Origin of the sequence: Nocardioides gansuensis (assembly GCF_003076135.1) — a bacterium.
Taxonomy (GTDB): domain Bacteria; phylum Actinomycetota; class Actinomycetes; order Propionibacteriales; family Nocardioidaceae; genus Nocardioides; species Nocardioides gansuensis.
Genome location: NZ_QDGZ01000001.1, coordinates 775,803 through 795,295 on the forward strand (window position 1 = coordinate 775,803; position 19,493 = coordinate 795,295).

The window sequence follows — 19,493 nt, forward strand, 5'->3', positions numbered from 1 at the left end:
AGGCACCACACGTCCGGGGAGCAGACCCGCTCCCTGTGTAACCGAGTTCGAGAAAGTGGAGGTCGACAATCGTGTCGGTCAACATCAAGCCCCTCGAGGACCGCATCGTCGTCAAGCCGCTGGACGCCGAGCAGACCACCGCCTCCGGCCTGGTCATCCCGGACACCGCCAAGGAGAAGCCCCAGGAGGGCGAGGTCCTGGCCATCGGCCCGGGTCGCATCGACGACAACGGCAACCGCGTCCCGCTCGACGTCGCGGTCGGTGACAAGGTCATCTACAGCAAGTACGGCGGCACCGAGGTCAAGTACGCCGGCGACGAGTACCTCATCCTCTCCGCCCGCGACGTGCTGGCTGTCGTTTCCTGATCCCCTCCGCCCGGAGACGTCATACGAGCGGCGGCCAGTCGGTCGCCCGCCGTATGACGTCCCGGGCGGTTCCCCTTCTCCTGAGGAGCATCTGAATGCCCAAGATCCTGGAGTTCGACGAGAACGCCCGCCGCGCGCTCGAGCGCGGCGTCGACGCGCTCGCCAACGCCGTCAAGGTCACCCTCGGCCCGAAGGGCCGCTACGTGGTCCTCGACAAGAAGTGGGGCGCCCCCACGATCACCAACGACGGCGTGACCGTCGCGCGGGAGATCGAGCTGGACGACCCGTTCGAGAACCTCGGTGCCCAGCTCTGCAAGGAGGTGGCCACCAAGACCAACGACATCGCGGGTGACGGCACCACCACCGCCACGGTGCTGGCCCAGGCCATGGTCCACGAGGGCCTGCGCGCGGTCGCCGCGGGCGCCAACCCGATGGGTCTCAAGCGCGGCATGGACGCCGCGGCCGAGGCCGTCGGCGACGCGCTGCGCGAGGCTGCCCGCGAGGTCGAGTCCAAGGAGGACATGGCCTCCGTCGCGACCATCTCGTCGCGCGACAGCCACATCGGCGAGCTGCTCGCCGAGGCCTTCGACAAGGTCGGCAAGGACGGTGTCATCACCGTCGAGGAGTCCAACACGATGGGCACCGAGCTCGACTTCACCGAGGGCATGCAGTTCGACAAGGGCTACATCTCGGCCTACTTCGTGACCGACCCCGAGCGCATGGAGGCCGTCCTCGAGGACCCCTACATCCTCCTGCACCAGGGCAAGATCTCCTCGATCGCCGAGCTGCTGCCGCTGCTCGAGAAGGTCATCCAGGCCGGCAAGCCGCTCTTCATCCTCGCCGAGGACGTCGAGGGCGAGGCCCTGTCCACGCTGGTCGTGAACAAGATCCGTGGCACGTTCAACGCCGTCGCGGTGAAGAGCCCGGCATTCGGTGACCGCCGCAAGGCGATCATGCAGGACATCGCGGTCCTCACCGGCGGCACCGTCGTCGCCCCCGAGGTCGGCCTCAAACTCGACCAGGTCGGGCTCGAGGTGCTCGGCCAGGCCCGCCGGGTCGTGATCACCAAGGACAACACCACGATCATCGAGGGTGCGGGCGACTCCGGCGCCGTCGAGGGCCGGGTCAACCAGATCAAGGCCGAGATCGAGTCCAGCGACTCCGACTGGGACCGCGAGAAGCTGCAGGAGCGCCTGGCCAAGCTGGCCGGCGGTGTCTGCGTGATCAAGGTCGGCGCCGCCACCGAGGTGGAGCTGAAGGAGAAGAAGCACCGCATCGAGGACGCCGTCTCCGCGACCCGCGCCGCGATCGAGGAGGGCATCGTCGCCGGCGGTGGCTCCGCGCTCGTGCACGCCGTCTCGGTGCTCGAGGACGACCTCGGCCTCGTCGGTGACGAGGCGGTCGGCGTGCGCGTGGTGCGCAAGGCAGCCGACGAGCCGCTGCGCTGGATCGCCGAGAACGGTGGTGACAACGGCTACGTCGTCACCACCAAGGTCCGCGAGCTCGGCGCCGGCAAGGGCTTCAACGCCGCGACCGGCGAGTACGGCGACCTGGTCGCCCAGGGCGTGCTCGACCCGGTCAAGGTGACCCGCTCGGCGCTCGTCAACGCCACGTCCATCGCGGGCATGCTGCTCACGACCGAGACGCTGATCGTGGACAAGCCCGAGGAGGAGGAGCCGGCCGCGGCCGGTCACGGCCACGGGCACGGCCACGGCCACTGAGTCGGCGCGTCCGCACGCGCACTGACCCTCGAGTCGGCGCATCTGCACACGTTCGTGTGTGCAGATGCGCCGACTCGGTGCATTTCGGGCGTGCAGATGCGCCGACTCGACGCTCCTTGAGCTGCTGCGTCAGCGGGGACTCACCAGGGGTGGCCGAGGAAGGCCCGCCACGGGTCGTCGCAGTCGACGGCGAGCAGGGTCGGCTCCGGCTCGTTGAGGTGGTAGATCCGGTACTGCCCGCAGGCGGTGCCGACCGCCTGGTAGCCCTGGATCAGCTCCTTCTCGATCGGCTTGGTCCCCGTCTCGCTCCACGTGTCCAGCTCGGTGATCTCCACGAACCAGGTGGGTGCGTCGGGGCCCTTGAGGAGCGCGCGCAGCTCCTTGAGGCCGGGGTCGAGGGTGCGCATCGGCAGTGACCAGAGATGGCGGTACGGCGAGGGCAGGCCGCTCGCGAACTGGAGGTCCGCGCGGCCGCCGTACACGACGAGGGTGTCGCCCGGCTCGGCGGCGGCGCCGATGGCCGCGCCGGTCCAGTACTCCGTCGGAGCCTGGCCCCGCGCCCAGTTGACGGTCCACTCGACGAGCGACGTGAGGCTGCTCAGCACCGTCAGCACGACGACGGAGCGGGTCATCAGCGCCAGGGTGCGGTGGAGCGTGCGCCGCGGGGGGAACTCGTCGGCGACCAGCACCGTCGCGAGCGCGAGGGAGAGCGGCGGCACCAGGATGACGAGGTAGGTACGCCAGTAGCTGCCGCTCAGGACCACGCCCGCGGCGTCGACCGCGAGCATCGCGATCACCGCGCACGCCGTGACGGGCAGCAGCCCCAGCACGCGGGGGAGGTTGAGCAGCAGCCAGAGCACGACCAGGGCCATGCCTGTCACGCAGAAGATCATCAGCAGGTTGCCGGCGCGCTCGTCGGGTGCGGCGGTGGGCTGGGTCGAGATGGTCTCGTAGGCGTCGGCCCGGAAGCCGTAGACCATGTACCAGAGGGTGCTCAGCCGCACCCCCTCCGCCAGCGCCCAGGCCAGGGTCGCCACCACCGGCACGGCGGCGCCGGCCAGCGCGGCGCCGGCCAGCCGGGCGGCCTGCGGCCAGGTGACTCGCCGGGCGAGGGCGCCCACGACCAGGAGGACGCCGCCGAAGACCAGCCCGCCGACCATGTTCTGCTTGAAGCCGACGGCCGACATCGCCAGCAGGCCGGCGAGGGCGGCGCAGCGCCACGACGGCCGGATGAGCGCCTCGAGGGCCAGCCAGCACGACGCCGCCACGAGCGGAATGCCGAGCACCTCGCCCTTCGCCGAAACCGCGTCCACCATCGCGGTGGAGACCAGCCCGAGGGCGAGCCACGCGGTCCACGCCGCCACCCGCTCCGGCCGCGACACCCCGGCGTACGACGCGAGGCGGCGCCCCGCGGCCGCGCAGCTGAGCACCACCACCGCACAGCCCAGGGCCGCGATGACGCGCAGGAAGTAGGGGCCGCCGATCCAGTCGGACAGCCGCGTCAGGGCGATGATCAGCGGCGGCCGGTCGACCCAGAAGTGGCCGAACATGCTGTCCGGCTGGGGGTCCCAGGCGCGGGCGACGAGGAGGAAGCCCGCCTCGTCGGGCCGAAGCGGCCACAGCGCAGAGGGGAACCTGCCCAGGGCGGCGAGCACTGCCGCCGTCCAGATCATCACCCGGGCGCTGACCATGGGGAGAAGCCTCTCATCGGGGTTTTCGCGCCCGAAACAACCCCGCCCCTGACCCGCAACATCGCCCGCGCACAGTGGCGTCAGCAGAGTCCGCGAAGTGCGAGGGGGAACAGCCGATGCTGTGGAGAGTGCGGGCCACGTTGCCCGACCGTCCGGGAGCGCTGGCCACGCTGGCGGCCGAGTGTGGCGCCGCGGGCGTCAACATCCTCGGGTTGCAGGTCTTCCCCGGAGTCGACGCCGTCACCGACGAGCTGATCGTGCGGGTCCCCGCCGGCTGGGAGGCCGGTGCCATCGAGGCGCTGGTCGAGCGCGCCGGAGCGCACGCCGTCGTGGCCCACCCCTGCACCGAGGCGGCCCTGGTCGACCAGTCGACCCGATATGTCCAGGCAGCCCGCGCGATCCTGTCGCAGCCGGCCCGCTTCCCCGAGGTCGTCGCCCAGCTCTTCGACGCCGAGCCCGAGCCGATCGGCGCCGTCGACCACGACTCGATGGAGATGACCGTCGGCGACGTCTCGGTGCAGGTGCACCGCCAGGCGCCGTTCACCGCCACCGAACAGGCCCGGGGGGACGCGATGGCCGAGCTGGTCTCCGATGTCCTCGCCCGGGGCCGGGACTCGGTGGCGAGCAGCGAGCCGGGCCGCCGCCTCGGTTCCGGGGTCACGCCCGACTACGTCGCCGACGACTACGCGGTCAGCGCCGTCGTGGCGGGTACGCCGGTCGGCAAGGCCGTGCTGGCCGAGGAGGCCTCCCCGGGGATCCGGCGGCTGGTCCTCGAGGTCGACCCGGCCTGGCGCCGGCGCGGCATCGGGTCCCGGCTGCTCCTCGAGGTGGCCCGGGTCGCGGGCCGGCTCGGCGACGAGGAGATGCTGCTCCTGACGCACGCCGACAACCAGGCGGTGCTGCCGATGGTGCTCGGATCCGGTCTGCGCGGGCGGATCCGGATGTCGGGTGACGTGCTGACCGTGCGCGTGCCGCTGCGTGACCTCGCGGCCAGCGGGCACCGAGCCGCCCCGTAGAATGTGCGAGTGGAGATCCCGGAGAAGTTCGCGACCCTCGGCCTGACGTACGACGACGTACTCCTCCTGCCGGGAGAGTCCGACCTGGCCCCGAGCGAGATCGACACGACCTCGCGGCTGACGCGCGAGATCAGTCTCAAGGTGCCGCTGGTCAGCGCCGCGATGGACACCGTGACCGAGTCGCGGATGGCCATCGCGATGGCGCGCGAGGGCGGCCTCGGCGTGCTCCACCGCAACCTCTCGATCGACGACCAGGCCTACCAGGTCGACCTCGTCAAGCGGACGCAGACCGGGATCATCTCCAACCCCGTCACCATCGGCCCCGACGCGACGCTCGAGGACCTCGATCGGATCTGTGGCGAATACCGCGTGTCCGGGCTGCCCGTCGTGGACGTCGACAACCGCCTCCTCGGCATCATCACCAACCGCGACCTGCGGTTCACCCCCGTCGCGGAGTGGGCCACCACCAAGGTCGACGAGGTGATGACCCGGATGCCGCTGATCACGGGCCCGGTCGGCATCAGCCGCGACGAGGCCACCGCCCTGCTGCGCAGGCACAAGCGCGAGCGCCTCCCGCTGATCGACGCCGACGGCCGCCTCGGTGGCCTCATCACGGTCAAGGACTTCGTGAAGTCCGAGCAGTTCCCCCACGCGTCCAAGGACGCCGACGGCCGCCTGCTGGTGGGCGCCGCGATCGGCTACTTCGGAGACGCCTGGGACCGCGCGACCCGCCTCACCGAGGCCGGCGTCGACGTGCTCGTCGCGGACACCGCGCACGGCCACGTGCACCTGCTGCTCGACATGGTCAAGCGGCTCAAGACCGACCCGGCCACCCGCCACGTGCAAGTGATCGGCGGCAACGTCGCGACCCGAGAGGGCGCGCAGGCCTTCGTCGACGCCGGCGCCGACGCGGTCAAGGTCGGCGTGGGCCCGGGCTCGATCTGCACGACCCGCGTCGTCACCGGGGTCGGGGTGCCGCAGGTGACGGCCGTCTACGAGGCGTCGCTGGCCTGCAGGCCAGCGGGGGTCCCGGTGATCGCCGACGGCGGCATGAAGCACTCGGGCGAGATCGCCAAGGCGCTCGTCGCCGGCGCCGACGCGGTGATGCTCGGCTCGCTGCTCGCCGGCTGCGAGGAGTCGCCGGGCGACCTGGTCTTCGTCAACGGCAAGCAGTACAAGTCCTACCGCGGCATGGGCTCGCTCGGCGCAATGAGCAGCCGCGGCAAGAAGTCCTACTCCAAGGACCGCTACTTCCAGGCCGAGGTCGCCAGCGACGACAAGATCGTGCCCGAGGGCATCGAGGGCCAGGTCGCCTACCGCGGCCCGCTGGCCGCCGTCGCCCACCAGCTCATCGGCGGCCTCAACCAGTCGATGTTCTACGTCGGCGCGCGCACCGTCCCCGAGCTGCAGGAGAAGGGCCGGTTCGTCCGGATCACCTCCGCCTCGCTCACGGAGAGCCACCCGCACGGCGTCCAGATGACCGTCGAGGCGCCCAACTACTCCGGTCGCTGAGCCCATCAGGCGGGCCGGGCCCGCGGCGCCGATAGGCTGCCTGCGTGACTGAGATCGAGATCGGCCGGGCCAAGCGCGGCCGGCGTGCCTACGCCTTCGACGACATCGCCATCGTGCCGTCGCGACGCACCCGCGACCCCGAGGAGGTGAGCGTCGCCTGGCAGATCGACGCCTACCGCTTCGAGCTGCCGATCGTCGCCGCGCCCATGGACTCGGTCATGTCGCCCGCGACCGCCATCGAGCTCGGCCGCCACGGCGGCCTGGGCGTGCTCAACCTCGAGGGCCTCTGGACGAGGTACGACGATCCGTCGGGCCTGCTGGACGAGGTGGCCGGGCTGCGCGGCGGCGACGCGACGCGACGCCTGCAGGAGATCTACTCCGAGCCCGTCAAGCCCGAGCTGATCACCGCGCGGCTCAAGGAGGTGCGCGAGTCCGGGGTGACCGTGGCCGGGTCGCTGTCGCCGCAGCGGACCAAGGAGTTCGCCGACGCCGTCGTGGACGCCGGCGTCGACATGTTCGTCATCCGCGGCACCACGGTGAGCGCGGAGCACGTGAGCAGCCAGGCCGAGCCGCTCAACCTCAAGGAGTTCATCTACGAGCTCGACGTGCCGGTGATCGTCGGCGGCTGCGCGACCTATCAGGCGGCGCTCCACCTGATGCGCACCGGCGCGGCGGGCGTGCTGGTCGGCTTCGGCGGGGGAGCAGCCCACACCACGCGCACGGTCCTCGGCGTCGCCGTACCCATGGCCAGTGCGGTGGCCGACGTGGCCGCGGCCCGCCGCGACTACCTCGACGAGTCGGGCGGCCGCTACGTCCACGTGATCGCCGACGGCTCCATCGGCCGGTCGGGCGACATCGCCAAGGCGATCGCCTGCGGCGCCGACGCCGTGATGGTCGGCTCCCCGCTCGCGCGGGCCACCGACGCGCCCGGCCGCGGCTTCCACTGGGGCGGCGAGGCCCACCACCCGGACCTGCCGCGCGGACAGCGGGTCGAGTTCGGCTCGGTCGGCACGCTGGAGGAGATCCTCTTCGGTCCCAGCCGGGTCGCCGACGGCACCATGAACCTGGTCGGCGCCCTCCGCAGGTCGATGGCGACGACCGGCTACACCGACCTCAAGGAGTTCCAGCGGGTCGAGGTCATCGTCAGCTGACGATGATCCGGCCGTGCCTCGTCAGTAGGGTCGGGGCATGCCCGAGACCCCGGACGCCAAGCTCGCCGTCCTCATCGATGCCGACAACGCCCAGCCGGGCGGCAGTGACGCCCTGATCGCCGAGATCGCCCGGTTCGGTGTCGCGTCGGTCAAGCGCATCTACGGCGACTGGACCACGCCCCAGCTGCGGGGATGGAAGGACGCCGCCAACAAGCACGCGATCCAGCCCATCCAGCAGTTCGGCTACACGACCGGCAAGAACGCCACGGACAGCGCGATGATCATCGACGCGATGGACCTGCTCTACACGGGGCGCTTCGACGGGTTCGTCCTCGTCTCCTCCGACAGTGACTTCACCCGGCTCGCCGCCCGCATCCGGGAGTCGGGCGTGAGGGTCTTCGGCTTCGGGGAGCGGAAGACCCCCGAGCCCTTCGTCTCCGCGTGCGACCGGTTCGTCTACATGGACGTGCTGCGGGCCACCGACACCGACACCCCCGAGGCCTCGGGTCGCGCCACGAAGCTCTCCGCCAAGGCGCTGCGCCAGGACGCCAAGCTGCTGAGCCTGTGCCGCCGCGGGGTCGAGGCGGCCTCCGACGACGAGGGCTGGGCCCACCTGGGCGCCGTCGGCTCCCACATCGCCAAGCAGTCGCCCGACTTCGACCCGCGCTCGTGGGGCTATGCCAAGCTCGTCGACCTGATCACGGCGATCGGGCTCTTCGAGGTGGAGCGCACGTCGTCGGGCGAGGGCCGCGGCAGCCAGATCCGCATCCGGGAGAAATCTCGCCGCTGAGGCTGGCCGGCGCACGATCGATGCCGCTCCTGACAGACTGGCTCGCATGACGACTCCGCTCGCGCTGAACCCCGCGTCGCGGGCCGCCGCCCTCGGCTCCATGGCCTCCGGTGAGCTCGACGTGCTGGTGGTCGGCGGCGGCGTGGTGGGCGCCGGTGCGGCGCTCGACGCGGTCACCCGTGGCCTGCGCGTCGGCCTGCTCGAGCAGCGCGATCTCGCTTCCGGCACCAGCAGCCGCAGCAGCAAGCTGGTCCACGGCGGCCTGCGCTACCTGGAGATGTTCGACTTCGCGCTCGTCAAGGAGGCGCTGGAGGAGCGCGGCCTGCTGCTCACCCGCCTCGCCCCGCACCTGGTGCGGCCGGTGCCGTTCCTCTACCCGCTGCACAAGGCCTGGGAGCGCCCGTACGTCGGGTCGGGGATCGCGCTCTACGACGTGATGGCGATGACGGGCCGCCAGGACATGGGCGTGCCGAAGCACAAGCATGTCTTCCGCAAGCAGCTCGCCCGGATCGCCCCGGACCTGCGCACCGAGGACCTCCACGGCGCCGTGCGCTACTACGACTGCCAGGTCGACGACGCCCGCCTGGTGATGACGATCGCCCGCACGGCCGCCGACCATGGCGCGCAGATCGCGACCAGGACCAAGGTGACCGGGTTCCTGCGGGACGGCGATCGGGTCGTCGGCGTGGTCGCGCGTGACCTGGAGAACGGCGTCGACCTGGAGATCCGCGCCAGGTCGGTGATCAACGCCGCCGGCGTGTGGACCGATGCGGTGCAGGAGCTGATCGGGGGAGAGGCGACCCTCGACGTCGCCGCCAGCAAGGGCATCCACCTCGTGGTCCAGCGCCAGCGGATCCGCTCGGAGTGCGGCTTCATCACCAAGACGGAGAAGTCGGTCCTCTTCGTGATCCCGTGGGGCGCGTTCTGGATCATCGGCACCACCGACACCCCGTGGACGCACGACCTGGCCCACCCCGCGGCCAGCCGCGCGGACATCGACTACCTCCTCGGCCACGTCAACACCCTGCTCAAGGACCCGCTCGACCACGACGACGTGGTCGGCGTCTACGCCGGCCTTCGCCCGCTGCTCAAGCCGGTGCGCCGCAAGCAGGGGCAGGAGGGCGGCGACACCTCCAAGCTCTCGCGCGAGCACACCGTGACCAGCCCCGTGCCCGGCCTGGTGCTGATCGCCGGCGGCAAGCTGACGACCTACCGCGTGATGGCGCGCGACGCGGTCGACCATGCCCTCCGCGACGCCGACCGGGTGCCGCCCAGCATCACCGAGCGGGTGCCGCTGGTGGGGGCGTGGGCCTACGAGGCGCGCACCAACCAGCGGGTCGCGCTCAGCCGCGCCTCCGGGCTCGACGTCGGCCGGATCGACCACCTGCTGGGCAGGTACGGCGGTCTCATCGACGAGGTCCTCGACCTGGTCCGGGAGCATCCGGAGCTCGGCCGGCCGCTGGAGGGCGCGGAGCACTACCTCGCCGCGGAGGTCGCCTACGCGGTCACCCACGAGGGCGCGCGCCACCTCGACGACGTCCTGACGCGGCGTACGCGGATCTCCATCGAGACCTTCGACCGCGGCCTCCACGCCGCGCGGCCCGCGGCGGAGCTGATGGCGTCCGCGCTGGGCTGGGACCAGGCCCGCCTGGACGACGAGGTGGACCACTACCTCCGCCGCGTGGAGGCCGAGCGGCAGAGCCAGCTGATGCCCACCGACCACGAGGCCGACGAGGCCCGCGTCCGCGCGCCCGACATCGTCTGAACCGCGAGGTGCCGGGGGGTGTGGCGACCGTCTCACATCCTTACTGAACGGTAGTCAACAAGCCCGTCCCGCACCTAGGCTCGGCAATATGAGTGCGCAGAACCCCCAGACGGGCCCGCTCGTCGACGGCCCGCACGACCCCGAGCACGACCCGAGGGCCTCCTACGCCCTCGAGCCCGGCTACGTCGCCGGGCTCACCCGCCGCGTCGTCAGCACCACCGGCCGGACCGCGGAGGTGGCGTCGCCGCTCGGCGGCCAGCCGCTCGCGCACATCCCGCAGTCGGGCGCCGAGGACGTCGACGCCGCCTTCGCGCGGGCCCGGCGGGCGCAGGTCGCGTGGGCGCGCACGCCGCTGGAGGAGCGCTCGGCGATCTTCCTGCGCTACCACGACCTCCTGTTCGACCGTAGGGACGAGCTGCTGGACCTCGTGGGCCTGGAGTCCGGGAAGGCCCGCAAGGACGCCTACCTCGAGCTGGCCCACCTCGCCCTCACGGCGCGCTACTACGCGCGCACCGCGCACCAGCACCTCGACACCCGCCGCGTCGCGGGCATGATCCCCGGGGCCACCCGCACCGAGATCAACCGCATCCCCAAGGGCGTCGTCGGCATCATCTCGCCGTGGAACTACCCGCTCACCATGGCGATCTGCGACGGCCTGCCCGCCCTGATGGCCGGCAACGCCGTGGTCGCCAAGCCGGACGCCCAGACCATGCTGACGGCTCTGCTCGCCACCCAGCTGCTCGAGGAGGCCGGCATGCCGGCCGACCTGTGGCAGGTCGTGGCGGGCCCCGGGCGCGAGCTCGGCGCGCCGATGATCCAGCGCTCCGACTACATCTGCTTCACCGGCTCCACCGCCACCGGCCGGATCGTCGCCCAGCAGTGCGCCGACCGGCTGATCGGCTGCTCCCTCGAGCTCGGCGGCAAGAACCCGATGCTGGTGCTGCGGGACGCGCCGCTGGAGCGGGCCGCCGACGGCGCCGTACGCGGGGTCTTCTCCAACGCCGGCCAGCTGTGCGTCTCGATGGAGCGCCTCTTCGTGGCCGACCAGGTCTACGACCGCTTCGTGGAGCGCTTCGTGGCCCGCACCGAGGCGATGACGCTGGGTGCCAGCCTGGACTGGAGCGTCGATATGGGCTCGCTGATCTCGCAGGACCAGCTCGACACCGTGCAGGCGCACGTCGACGACGCCGTCGCCAAGGGGGCCCGGGTGCTCGCCGGCGGCAGGGCCCGGCCCGACCTCGGCCCGTACTTCTTCGAGCCGACCATCCTCGAGGGCGTCACGCCGGACATGACCTGCTTCGGCCACGAGACCTTCGGGCCGGTCGTCTCGCTCTACCGGTTCCACGACGAGTCCGACGCCGTGGCCCGGGCGAACGAGGGTGACTACGGCCTCAACGCCTCGATCTACACCCGCGACGGCGCCCGCGGCCGGGCGCTCGCCCGCCAGCTCAGGTGCGGCACGGTCAACATCAACGAGGCGTACGGCGCGACGTTCGGCTCGCTGGCCGCGCCCATGGGCGGCATGCGCGATTCGGGCATGGGCCGCCGCCAGGGTGCCGAGGGCATCCACCGCTACACGGAGGCCCAGTCGGTCGCCACCCAGCGCCTGGTGCCGATCGCGCCGATGCTCGGGATGTCCGAGGAGACCAACGCCAAGCTGTTCACGCTCGGGCTGCGCGCGATGAAGAAGCTCGGGAAGGCCTGATGGCGCAGCACCGAGCCGGCCGGAGCGGGCCGATCCACTACGACGTCCTCGTGATCGGCTCCGGCTTCGGCGGCTCCGTGTCGGCGCTCCGGCTGACCGAGAAGGGCTACCGCGTCGGGGTGCTCGAGGCGGGCGCGCGATTCCATGACGAGGACTTCGCGGCCACGTCGATCGACGCGAAGAAGTTCCTCTTCCGCCCCGAGATCGGCTGCTACGGCATCCAGCGCATCGACATGGTCAACGACTGCTTCATCATGGCCGGGGCAGGCGTCGGCGGTGGGTCGCTGGTCTTCGCCAACACGCTCTACGAGCCGCTCGACCCCTTCTACCGCGACCCGTCGTGGTCGCACATCACCGACTGGAAGGCCGAGCTGGCCCCCTACTACGACCAGGCGAAGCGGATGCTCGGCGTCGTCGAGAACCCCCTCCGCACCCCGTCCGACGACGTGATGCAGAAGGTCGCCGAGGAGATGGGCGTCGGCCACACCTTCCACCCCACGCCCGTCGGGGTGTTCTTCGGCGGTCCCGGGGAGCAGCCGGGCGAGCGCGCCGACGACCCGTTCTTCGGTGGGGTCGGCCCCGAGCGCAGGACCTGCACCGGCTGCGGCGAGTGCATGACCGGCTGCCGCCACGGCGCCAAGAACACCCTGGTGAAGAACTACCTCTACCTCGCCGAGCAGGGCGGGGCGAAGGTGCACCCCCTCACCACGGTCACGCGCGTGCGGCCCCGCGAGGGCGGCGGCTACGTCGTGGAGGCGCGGTGGACCAAGGCCAAGCTGTCGCGGCGTACGGCTGTGAAGACCTTCACCGCCGACCACGTCGTCTTCGCCGCGGCCGCGCTCGGCACCCAGCGCCTGCTGCACAGGCTCAAGGCCGAGGGCGACCTGCCGGAGATCTCCGACCGGCTCGGCATGCTGACCCGGACCAACTCCGAGGCGATCCTCGGCGCCATCGCACCCGACACGTCCGTGGACTACAGCCAGGGCGTCGCCATCACGTCGTCCTTCCACCCCGACGAGCACACCCACGTGGAGCCGGTGCGCTACGGCAAGGGCCCCAACGTGATGCCCCTGATGTCCACGGTGCTGGTCGACGACGTCCAGGGCGTGTCCCGCCTCAGGAGCTGGCTGCAGCAGCTGTGGGGGGCGCGGAGCACGCTCAGGGACATCTACGGCGTCCGCAGCTGGTCCCAGCGCACGGTGGTGGCCCTGGTCATGCAGACGCTGGACAACTCCATCACCACCGTCTGGAAGAAGCGCCTCGGCGTCAGCTACATGTCGTCGCAGCAGGGCCACGGTGCCCCCAACCCGACCTACATCCCCGTCGCCTACGACGTGGTGCGCCGGTTGGGAAAGGTGATGGGAGGTCGGTCGTTCTTCGGCAGCATCGGCGAGCCGCTCGATCGTCCCCTGACGGCCCACTTCATCGGCGGCTGCACCATCGGCGACTCCCCGGACACCGGCGTGGTGGACCCGTTCCACCGGGTCTACCACTATCCGGGCCTCCACATCGCCGACGGCTCGACCATCTCGGCCAACCTCGGGGTCAATCCCTCGCTCACGATCACGGCCCAGGCCGAGCGGGCGATGTCCTACTGGCCGAACAAGGGCGAGGCCGACCCACGCCCCGAGCTCGGCGAGGCATATGCGCAGGTCAGCCCGGTGGCGCCGAAGAGCCCGCTGGTGCCCGAGTCGGCGCCCGGCGCCCTGCGGCTGCCGCTCGTCCAGGTCACCTGAAAATTCCTCGACACCCGGCGTAACCCGCTGTGGCGGGGTTCGTTTTTCCCTGTGACGGCTCGGCAGCCATGCTCCCTCCCAGTGGCCGAGACGTCAGTCCAGGCAGCTGCGTGGACGATCAGGGCCCGACCACCCTCCCTCCCCGGTCGGGCCCTGGTGCTTTCCGAGCCTTCCGCGCTGAGCGGAGCGAAGCGCGGAAACGCGAGGAGGTCGAGCGAGCGCACGGCCGAGTCTGCGAGGCCGTGACCGCGGGTCGAGACCTCAGTCAGCCGCCCACGGCCTCAGCCGGCCCCGCCGATAGACTCCGACAGTGACTTCACCTGCCGACCACGACCTCGTCCTCGTCGTGGACTTCGGGGCCCAGTACGCTCAGCTGATCGCCCGCCGCGTGCGCGAGGCCCGGGTCTACTCCGAGATCGTGCCCCACACGCTCCCGGTGGCCGAGCTCCTGGCCCGCAAGCCGAAGGCGATCATCCTCTCCGGCGGTCCGTCGTCGGTGTACGCCGAGGGCGCGCCGGGCATCGACGCCTCGCTCTTCGGGGCGGGGGTGCCGGTCTTCGGCATGTGCTACGGCTTCCAGCTGATGGCCCAGGGGCTCGGGGGCGAGGTCGCGCACAGCGGCGCCCGCGAGTACGGCCGCACGCCGGTGCGGGTCGTCGAGCCGGGCCGGCTGCTCGCCGACCTGCCGACCGAGCACAAGGTGTGGATGTCCCACGGCGACTCGGTCGCGGCCGCGCCCGAGGGCTTCACGGTGCTCGCCTCGACCGACGTGACGCCGGTAGCGGCCTTCGAGGACGTCGCTCGTGGTCTCGCCGGAGTGCAGTGGCACCCCGAGGTGCTCCACTCCGAGCACGGCCAGCAGGTGCTCGAGCACTTCCTCCACGAGATCGCCGGCTGCCGCCAGACCTGGACGATGCTCAACATCGTCGAGGAGCAGGTCGACCGCATCCGCGAGCAGGTCGGCGAGAAGGGCCGCGCCATCTGCGCACTCTCCGGAGGCGTCGACTCCGCCGTCGCTGCCGCGATCGTGCAGCGCGCCATCGGCGACCGGCTGACTTGCGTCTACGTCGACCACGGGATGATGCGCAAGGGCGAGACCGAGCAGGTGCGCCGCGACTTCGAGGAGGTCTTCGACGCGCTCGACGTCGTCGACGCCGAGGCCCAGTTCCTGGGGGCCCTCGAGGGCGTGCGCGACCCCGAGGAGAAGCGCAAGATCATCGGCCGGGAGTTCATCCGCACCTTCGAGGCTGCCGAGGTCCGGGTGTTCGGGTCGCTGGCGCCCGAGGAGCGCGGCGACACGGCGTACCTGGTCCAGGGCACGCTCTACCCCGACGTCGTCGAGTCCGGTGGGGGAGCCGGCACGTCCACGATCAAGTCGCACCACAACGTCGGCGGGCTGCCCGAGGACCTGCAGTTCGAGCTGGTCGAGCCGCTGCGCACGCTCTTCAAGGACGAGGTGCGCGCCGTCGGCGAGCAGCTCGGCCTGCCGTCGACGATGGTGTGGCGCCAGCCGTTCCCCGGTCCCGGGCTCGGCATCCGGATCATTGGCGAGGTGACCCGCCAGCGCCTCGACATCCTGCGCGAGGCCGACGCGATCGCGCGCGAGGAGCTCACCCGGGCCGGCCTGGACCGTGACATCTGGCAGTTCCCGGTCGTGCTGCTGGCCGACGTGCGGTCGGTTGGCGTCCAGGGCGACGGCCGCACCTACGGCCACCCCGTCGTGCTGCGCCCCGTCACCTCGGAGGACGCGATGACCGCCGACTGGGCCCGGCTGCCCTACGACCTCCTGGAGCGCATCTCCACGCGCATCACCAACGAGGTCGCCGAGGTCAACCGGGTGACCGTCGACATCACCTCCAAGCCCCCAGGCACCATCGAGTGGGAGTGAGCCGAGGCCTCAGCAACGGGGCCTGCCGGTCGTTCCCCAGCCCCCGGGAGTCGCTCTGTGCTGGCCGCGACCGCAGCGGACTCGCCTACAGTCAGGCCCATGAGTGACAGCATGCGCGCCGTCCACCACCTCGACCTCTGGGTCTCCGAGCTCGACGTGGCCCTGGACGAGTGGGGCTGGCTGCTCGGCGAGCTCGGCTGGGAGGTCGACCTCGAGGGTGCGTCCTGGGTCGGCCCCGACGGCACCTACCTGTTCCTGGAGCGATCCGCGGACCAGCGCGACGAGCCCCACGACCGGTTGCGGCCGGGGGTGAACCACCTCGCCCTCACGGTCAGCGACCGACCGCTGCTCGACCGGATCCGCGCCGAGTCGTCGGCCCACGGCTGGCACGAGCTGTTCGCCGACCGCTACCCGCATGCGGGAGGAGACGCGCACACGGCGCTCTACCTCGAGAGCTCCGAAGGTTTCGAGGTCGAACTGGTCGTCGGCTCCTGAGGCCTGCCAGGCCCGCCGTACGATGTCCCGCGACATGCGCCGCCGCCTCTCCGCCCTCGCCCTGATCGCCGCCGCCCTGCCCACGTCGCTGGCCGGCTGCCGCTACGACGACCCCGTGCTCGTGGCCTTCGTCGCGGCCGACGCCGAGGACACCCACGCCCAGCCCGCAGACATCGAGGCGTTCGAGCAGCGCGTGGGGCAGCGGTGCGACGGCTGCGCCGTCGAGGTGTACGACGCCTCCGGCGACGCCGACACGCAGGCGCGCCTGGTCGACCAGGCTCTCGCCGCCGGCGCCGCCGTGCTCGTGCTCGAGCCGGTCGACGTCGAGGCCGCCGAGGAGCTCACGACGCGTGCGGGGGAGGTGCCGGTGGTCGCCTTCGGCGAGCTGGTGCCGGGGGCCGACCGGTTCGTCGGCCTCGACTCCGCCCCGCCCGACGGGAGCTCCGACACGGACGCGGGCGACGACGTCGAGGCGGCCCGCGACGTGGTCTCCGGCAAGTCGAGGTCGATGGTCTTCGTGCCGGCCCGGGCGATGAGCGAGCAGGCGGCGGACGTCGCCGTCGGGCTCGCGTCGCAGACTCCAGTCGACGGTGCCACGGAGCACGAGGGCGTCCCTGCGTGGCTCTTCGAGTCCGAAGTGGTCACCCGCGACGAGCTCGCCGAGGTGCTGGTCAAGGAGGGCGTGGTCGACCTCGACGCGCTCTGCTCGGGCGAGACGGCGCGCCGGTGCGCCGACCTCGGGCTGCGCTGATCTCGACTGCGCTCGGCCTGCGGCCGGTCGTTCACCGGGCGTCCACCGGAGAGGTGGTGCGCGTTCGAGGTGTCCTCCCTAGGCTGGCTCGCACCCCACACCTGCTCGGAGGAATCGATGCGACGCGCACCCCTGCTCGCCGCTGCCCTGTGTGGCCCACCCCTGCTCGCCCTGCCCGTCACGGCGGACGCAGCACCCACAGAGGACAGCGACCCGGTCCGCTTCTCCACGTTCAACGCCTCGCTCAACCGCTTCAACGAGGGGGACCTCGTCCGCGACCTGTCCACGCCGGACAACCAGCAGGCGGCCAACGTCGCCGAGACGATCCAGCGGGTCCGCCCCGACGTCCTGCTGATCAACGAGTTCGACTACGACCCGCGCGCGGTCGACCTGTTCCGGGACAACTACCTCGAGGTGGCGCACCACGGCTCGGACCCGATCGACTACCCCTACGCCTACATCGCGCCCTCCAACACCGGTGTGCCGAGCGGCCACGACCTGGACAACAACGGCACCGTCGGCGGCGGCAACGACGCCTACGGCTTCGGCGCCTTCCCCGGCCAGTACGGCATGGTCGTCTACTCCCAGCACCCGATCGACACCGACGCCGTGCGCAGCTTCCAGACCTTCAGGTGGGCCGACATGCCCGGGGCGCTGCTGCCGGATGGCGCGGCCACCCCGGAGCCGGCCGACTGGTACTCCGCCGAGGAGCTCGAGGACTTCCGGCTCTCCTCCAAGTCGCACTGGGACGTCCCGATCGACGTCGAGGGCGAGACCATCCACTTCCTGGTGTCCCACCCGACGCCGCCGGTCTTCGACACCGCCGAGGACCGCAACGGCCGGCGCAACCACGACGAGATCCGCTTCTGGGCCGACTACGTCCACCCTGACGAGGAGGTCTCGTCCTACATCTACGACGACGAGGGGCAGTACGGCGGGCTCCCGGCGTCCGAGCGCTTCGTGATCGCGGGCGACCTCAACTCCGACCCTCTCGACGGCGACTCCGTGCCCGGCTCTGCGCAGCTGCTGCTCGACCACCCGCGCGTGAACGACAGCAACGCCCCCACCTCCGCGGGTGGACCGTGGGCCGCGCGCACCCAGGGAGGCGCCAACGCCTCGCACGAGTCCGACCCCGTGTTCGACACTGCCGACTTCGACGACCGCCTGTGCTGCGGAGGACCCGGCAACCTGCGCGCGGACTACGTGCTGCCCTCCTCCGACCTGGAGATCGTCGAGTCCGGCATCTTCTGGCCGAAGGAGAACCAGCGGTTCTACTACCTGACCGGCGACTTCCCGTTCGTCCCGACTTCCGACCACCGCCAGGTCTGGGTGGACCTTCGCTGATCCCGGTGACGCCGGGTGGTCGGGCGCTACCTTGTGGTCCATGAACGACTCGGCGTCACCTTCGCTCGGCACCACCCGCAGGGACATCCTCATCGGCGGCGCGGGTGCACTCCTGGGTGCCGCGGCAGTCGGTGGGGGCTGGGCGGTCGTCAGCTCACGCACAGGCGACGCGCAGGAGCCGGCCGAGGGCGAGGCGGAGCCACCCGCATCGCCCGCGCCCCCCGCCGTACGCCGCTTCGTCTCCACGCAGCTGACCGCAGTCGAGGTGACGGCCTGGCGGGCGGAGGGGGCCGCGCTCTCCGCCGGCCTGCTCTTCACCACCCCGCGGAGCCCCGTCTTCCGCGGGGTGGTCTACGACAACGCGGGCGAGCCCGTCTGGATCGAGCCGGACGGCAACGCGTGCACCGAGCTGCGGGTGCAGACCTACCGCGGACGCCCGGTCCTGACGTACTGGACCGGCCAGGTGCTCGAGGGTGTCGGCTACGGCAAGGGAGTCATCCTCGACGAGCGCTACCTGCCCGTGGCGGAGGTGCGCTGCGGTAACGGCCAGATCGCCGACCTGCACGAGTTCCAGCTCACCGAGCGGGGTACGGCGCTGCTGCTGGCCTACCCGGTCCTGCCGGCCGACCTCACCGACATCGGCGGCCCGGCCGAGGGCTGGGTCTACGGCGCGCAGGTCCAGGAGATCGACGTCGCGACCGGGGAGGTCCTCTTCGACTGGGACGGCCTGGAGCACATCGGGATCGCCGAGACGATCCGCGAGCGGGACGTGGAGGGGGGCGAGGGTGAGTCGCAGGCCAGGCCCTTCGACCCGATCCACCTCAACTCCGTCGCGGAGGACGGCGACGCCCTGCTGCTCTCCGCCCGGCACACGAGCGCGCTCTACCGCGTCGACCGTCGGACCGGCGAGATCCTCTGGCGCTTCGGTGGCAAGGAGAGCGACATCGAGGTCCCCGAGGGTGGGGAGTTCGGCTGGCAGCACGACGCGCGGCGCCACGCCGACGGCACGGTGACCCTCTACGACAACCACGAGCCCGCCGAGGAGACCGATGCGGTCTCGGCCGCCCTCAAGTTCGAGATCGACGAGGAGGCTCGCACCGCCGCGCTCGTCCACGCGCTCCGCTACGACGACCACTACGGCTACGCGATGGGCAACGCCCAGTACCTCGAGGACGGCCACGTCGTCGTCGGATGGGGGATGGACCCGGTGCTCACCGAGTTCGACGAGTCGGGAGTGGCGGTCTTCGAGCTGCAGGGGCTCGGGCTCGGCTCCTACCGGTCCTTCCGGCACCCGTGGCGCGGCCGTCCGGCGACGCCGCCCGACCTCGCCATCGGCCCCGACGGCCAGGCCTACGTGAGCTGGAACGGCGCCACCGAGGTCGCACGGTGGCGGGTGCTCACCGGCGCGAAGCCCGGCCGCCTCCGTGAGGAGGCGACCGTCGAGCGCACCGGGTTCGAGACCGCCGTGCCGCTGGCCTCCGCGCCGGCGTACGTCCTGGCCGAGGCGCTCGACGGGGAGGGCCGAGTGCTCGGCCGCTCCCGCGTCCTGCAGGTCTGACCCTG

General features: G+C 71.6%; 15 protein-coding genes. 14 read left to right on the forward strand and 1 reads right to left on the reverse strand.

Going from position 1 to position 19,493, the window contains the following annotated elements; genetic code table 11:
- Positions 1–71: 71 nt before the first annotated feature.
- Positions 72–365: a co-chaperone GroES gene (gene groES, locus DDE18_RS03710; protein ID WP_116570841.1), complete on the forward strand. Its 294-nt coding sequence runs from the start codon at positions 72–74 to the stop codon at positions 363–365.
- Positions 366–460: 95 nt separating this feature from the next.
- On the forward strand, positions 461–2,086 hold the full coding sequence (gene groL, locus DDE18_RS03715) for a chaperonin GroEL (RefSeq protein ID WP_116570842.1): 1,626 nt from the start codon (positions 461–463) through the stop codon (positions 2,084–2,086).
- A gap of 140 nt (positions 2,087–2,226) precedes the next feature.
- Here the strand turns inward: groL and DDE18_RS03720 are convergent, their stop codons facing one another.
- Complete coding sequence (locus DDE18_RS03720) at positions 2,227–3,777, reverse strand: ArnT family glycosyltransferase (RefSeq protein ID WP_116570843.1); 1,551 nt, start codon at positions 3,775–3,777, stop codon at positions 2,227–2,229.
- Between the two features lie 128 nt (positions 3,778–3,905).
- Here DDE18_RS03720 and DDE18_RS03725 point away from each other — a divergent pair, with 128 nt between their 5' ends.
- The 12 genes from DDE18_RS03725 (at position 3,906) to DDE18_RS03780 (ending at position 19,488) form a co-directional block, all read left to right on the forward strand.
- Positions 3,906–4,793: a GNAT family N-acetyltransferase gene (locus DDE18_RS03725; protein ID WP_245916422.1), complete on the forward strand. Its 888-nt coding sequence runs from the start codon at positions 3,906–3,908 to the stop codon at positions 4,791–4,793.
- A 9-nt stretch (positions 4,794–4,802) separates the two neighbouring features.
- Positions 4,803–6,305: an IMP dehydrogenase gene (gene guaB / locus DDE18_RS03730; RefSeq protein WP_116570845.1), complete on the forward strand. Its 1,503-nt coding sequence runs from the start codon at positions 4,803–4,805 to the stop codon at positions 6,303–6,305.
- Between the two features lie 44 nt (positions 6,306–6,349).
- Positions 6,350–7,456: a GuaB3 family IMP dehydrogenase-related protein gene (locus DDE18_RS03735; protein WP_116570846.1), complete on the forward strand. Its 1,107-nt coding sequence runs from the start codon at positions 6,350–6,352 to the stop codon at positions 7,454–7,456.
- 37 nt (positions 7,457–7,493) lie between these two features.
- Positions 7,494–8,246, forward strand: coding sequence for an NYN domain-containing protein (locus DDE18_RS03740; RefSeq protein ID WP_116570847.1), 753 nt, complete (start codon positions 7,494–7,496; stop codon positions 8,244–8,246).
- Positions 8,247–8,292: 46 nt separating this feature from the next.
- The gene (locus DDE18_RS03745; protein ID WP_116570848.1) at positions 8,293–10,011 is read left to right on the forward strand and encodes a glycerol-3-phosphate dehydrogenase/oxidase; all 1,719 of its coding nucleotides are present in this window, start codon (positions 8,293–8,295) and stop codon (positions 10,009–10,011) included.
- Between the two features lie 88 nt (positions 10,012–10,099).
- Positions 10,100–11,716, forward strand: a complete 1,617-nt coding sequence (locus DDE18_RS03750; protein ID WP_116570849.1) for a succinic semialdehyde dehydrogenase — start codon at positions 10,100–10,102, stop codon at positions 11,714–11,716.
- Positions 11,716–13,452 (forward strand): GMC family oxidoreductase N-terminal domain-containing protein, encoded by a 1,737-nt coding sequence (locus tag DDE18_RS03755; RefSeq protein WP_116570850.1) that lies wholly within the window; start codon positions 11,716–11,718, stop codon positions 13,450–13,452. Before DDE18_RS03750 ends, DDE18_RS03755 begins: the two co-directional genes overlap by 1 nt.
- Before the next feature lie 310 nt (positions 13,453–13,762).
- Positions 13,763–15,340, forward strand: a complete 1,578-nt coding sequence (gene guaA, locus DDE18_RS03760) for a glutamine-hydrolyzing GMP synthase (RefSeq protein ID WP_116570851.1) — start codon at positions 13,763–13,765, stop codon at positions 15,338–15,340.
- A 99-nt stretch (positions 15,341–15,439) separates the two neighbouring features.
- Positions 15,440–15,835, forward strand: coding sequence for a VOC family protein (locus DDE18_RS03765; protein ID WP_116570852.1), 396 nt, complete (start codon positions 15,440–15,442; stop codon positions 15,833–15,835).
- Between the two features lie 34 nt (positions 15,836–15,869).
- Positions 15,870–16,586: a hypothetical protein gene (locus DDE18_RS03770; RefSeq protein WP_116570853.1), complete on the forward strand. Its 717-nt coding sequence runs from the start codon at positions 15,870–15,872 to the stop codon at positions 16,584–16,586.
- A gap of 117 nt (positions 16,587–16,703) precedes the next feature.
- Positions 16,704–17,930: an endonuclease/exonuclease/phosphatase family protein gene (locus DDE18_RS03775; RefSeq protein ID WP_116570854.1), complete on the forward strand. Its 1,227-nt coding sequence runs from the start codon at positions 16,704–16,706 to the stop codon at positions 17,928–17,930.
- A 40-nt stretch (positions 17,931–17,970) separates the two neighbouring features.
- Positions 17,971–19,488, forward strand: a complete 1,518-nt coding sequence (locus DDE18_RS03780; RefSeq protein WP_116570855.1) for an arylsulfotransferase family protein — start codon at positions 17,971–17,973, stop codon at positions 19,486–19,488.
- The last annotated feature ends 5 nt before the right edge of the window (positions 19,489–19,493 follow it).

Excerpts from the sequence above, each read along its gene's own strand:
- groL (WP_116570842.1), top strand. The coding sequence starts at position 461 with ATGCCCAAGATCCTGGAGTTCGACGAGAACGCCCGCCGCGCGCTCGAG.
- DDE18_RS03720 (WP_116570843.1), bottom strand. The coding sequence starts at position 3,777 with ATGGTCAGCGCCCGGGTGATGATCTGGACGGCGGCAGTGCTCGCCGCC.
- DDE18_RS03740 (WP_116570847.1), top strand. The coding sequence starts at position 7,494 with ATGCCCGAGACCCCGGACGCCAAGCTCGCCGTCCTCATCGATGCCGAC.
- DDE18_RS03745 (WP_116570848.1), top strand. The coding sequence starts at position 8,293 with ATGACGACTCCGCTCGCGCTGAACCCCGCGTCGCGGGCCGCCGCCCTC.
- DDE18_RS03750 (WP_116570849.1), top strand. The coding sequence starts at position 10,100 with ATGAGTGCGCAGAACCCCCAGACGGGCCCGCTCGTCGACGGCCCGCAC.
- DDE18_RS03755 (WP_116570850.1), top strand. The coding sequence starts at position 11,716 with ATGGCGCAGCACCGAGCCGGCCGGAGCGGGCCGATCCACTACGACGTC.
- DDE18_RS03765 (WP_116570852.1), top strand. The coding sequence starts at position 15,440 with ATGAGTGACAGCATGCGCGCCGTCCACCACCTCGACCTCTGGGTCTCC.
- DDE18_RS03770 (WP_116570853.1), top strand. The coding sequence starts at position 15,870 with ATGCGCCGCCGCCTCTCCGCCCTCGCCCTGATCGCCGCCGCCCTGCCC.
- DDE18_RS03775 (WP_116570854.1), top strand. The coding sequence starts at position 16,704 with ATGCGACGCGCACCCCTGCTCGCCGCTGCCCTGTGTGGCCCACCCCTG.
- DDE18_RS03780 (WP_116570855.1), top strand. The coding sequence starts at position 17,971 with ATGAACGACTCGGCGTCACCTTCGCTCGGCACCACCCGCAGGGACATC.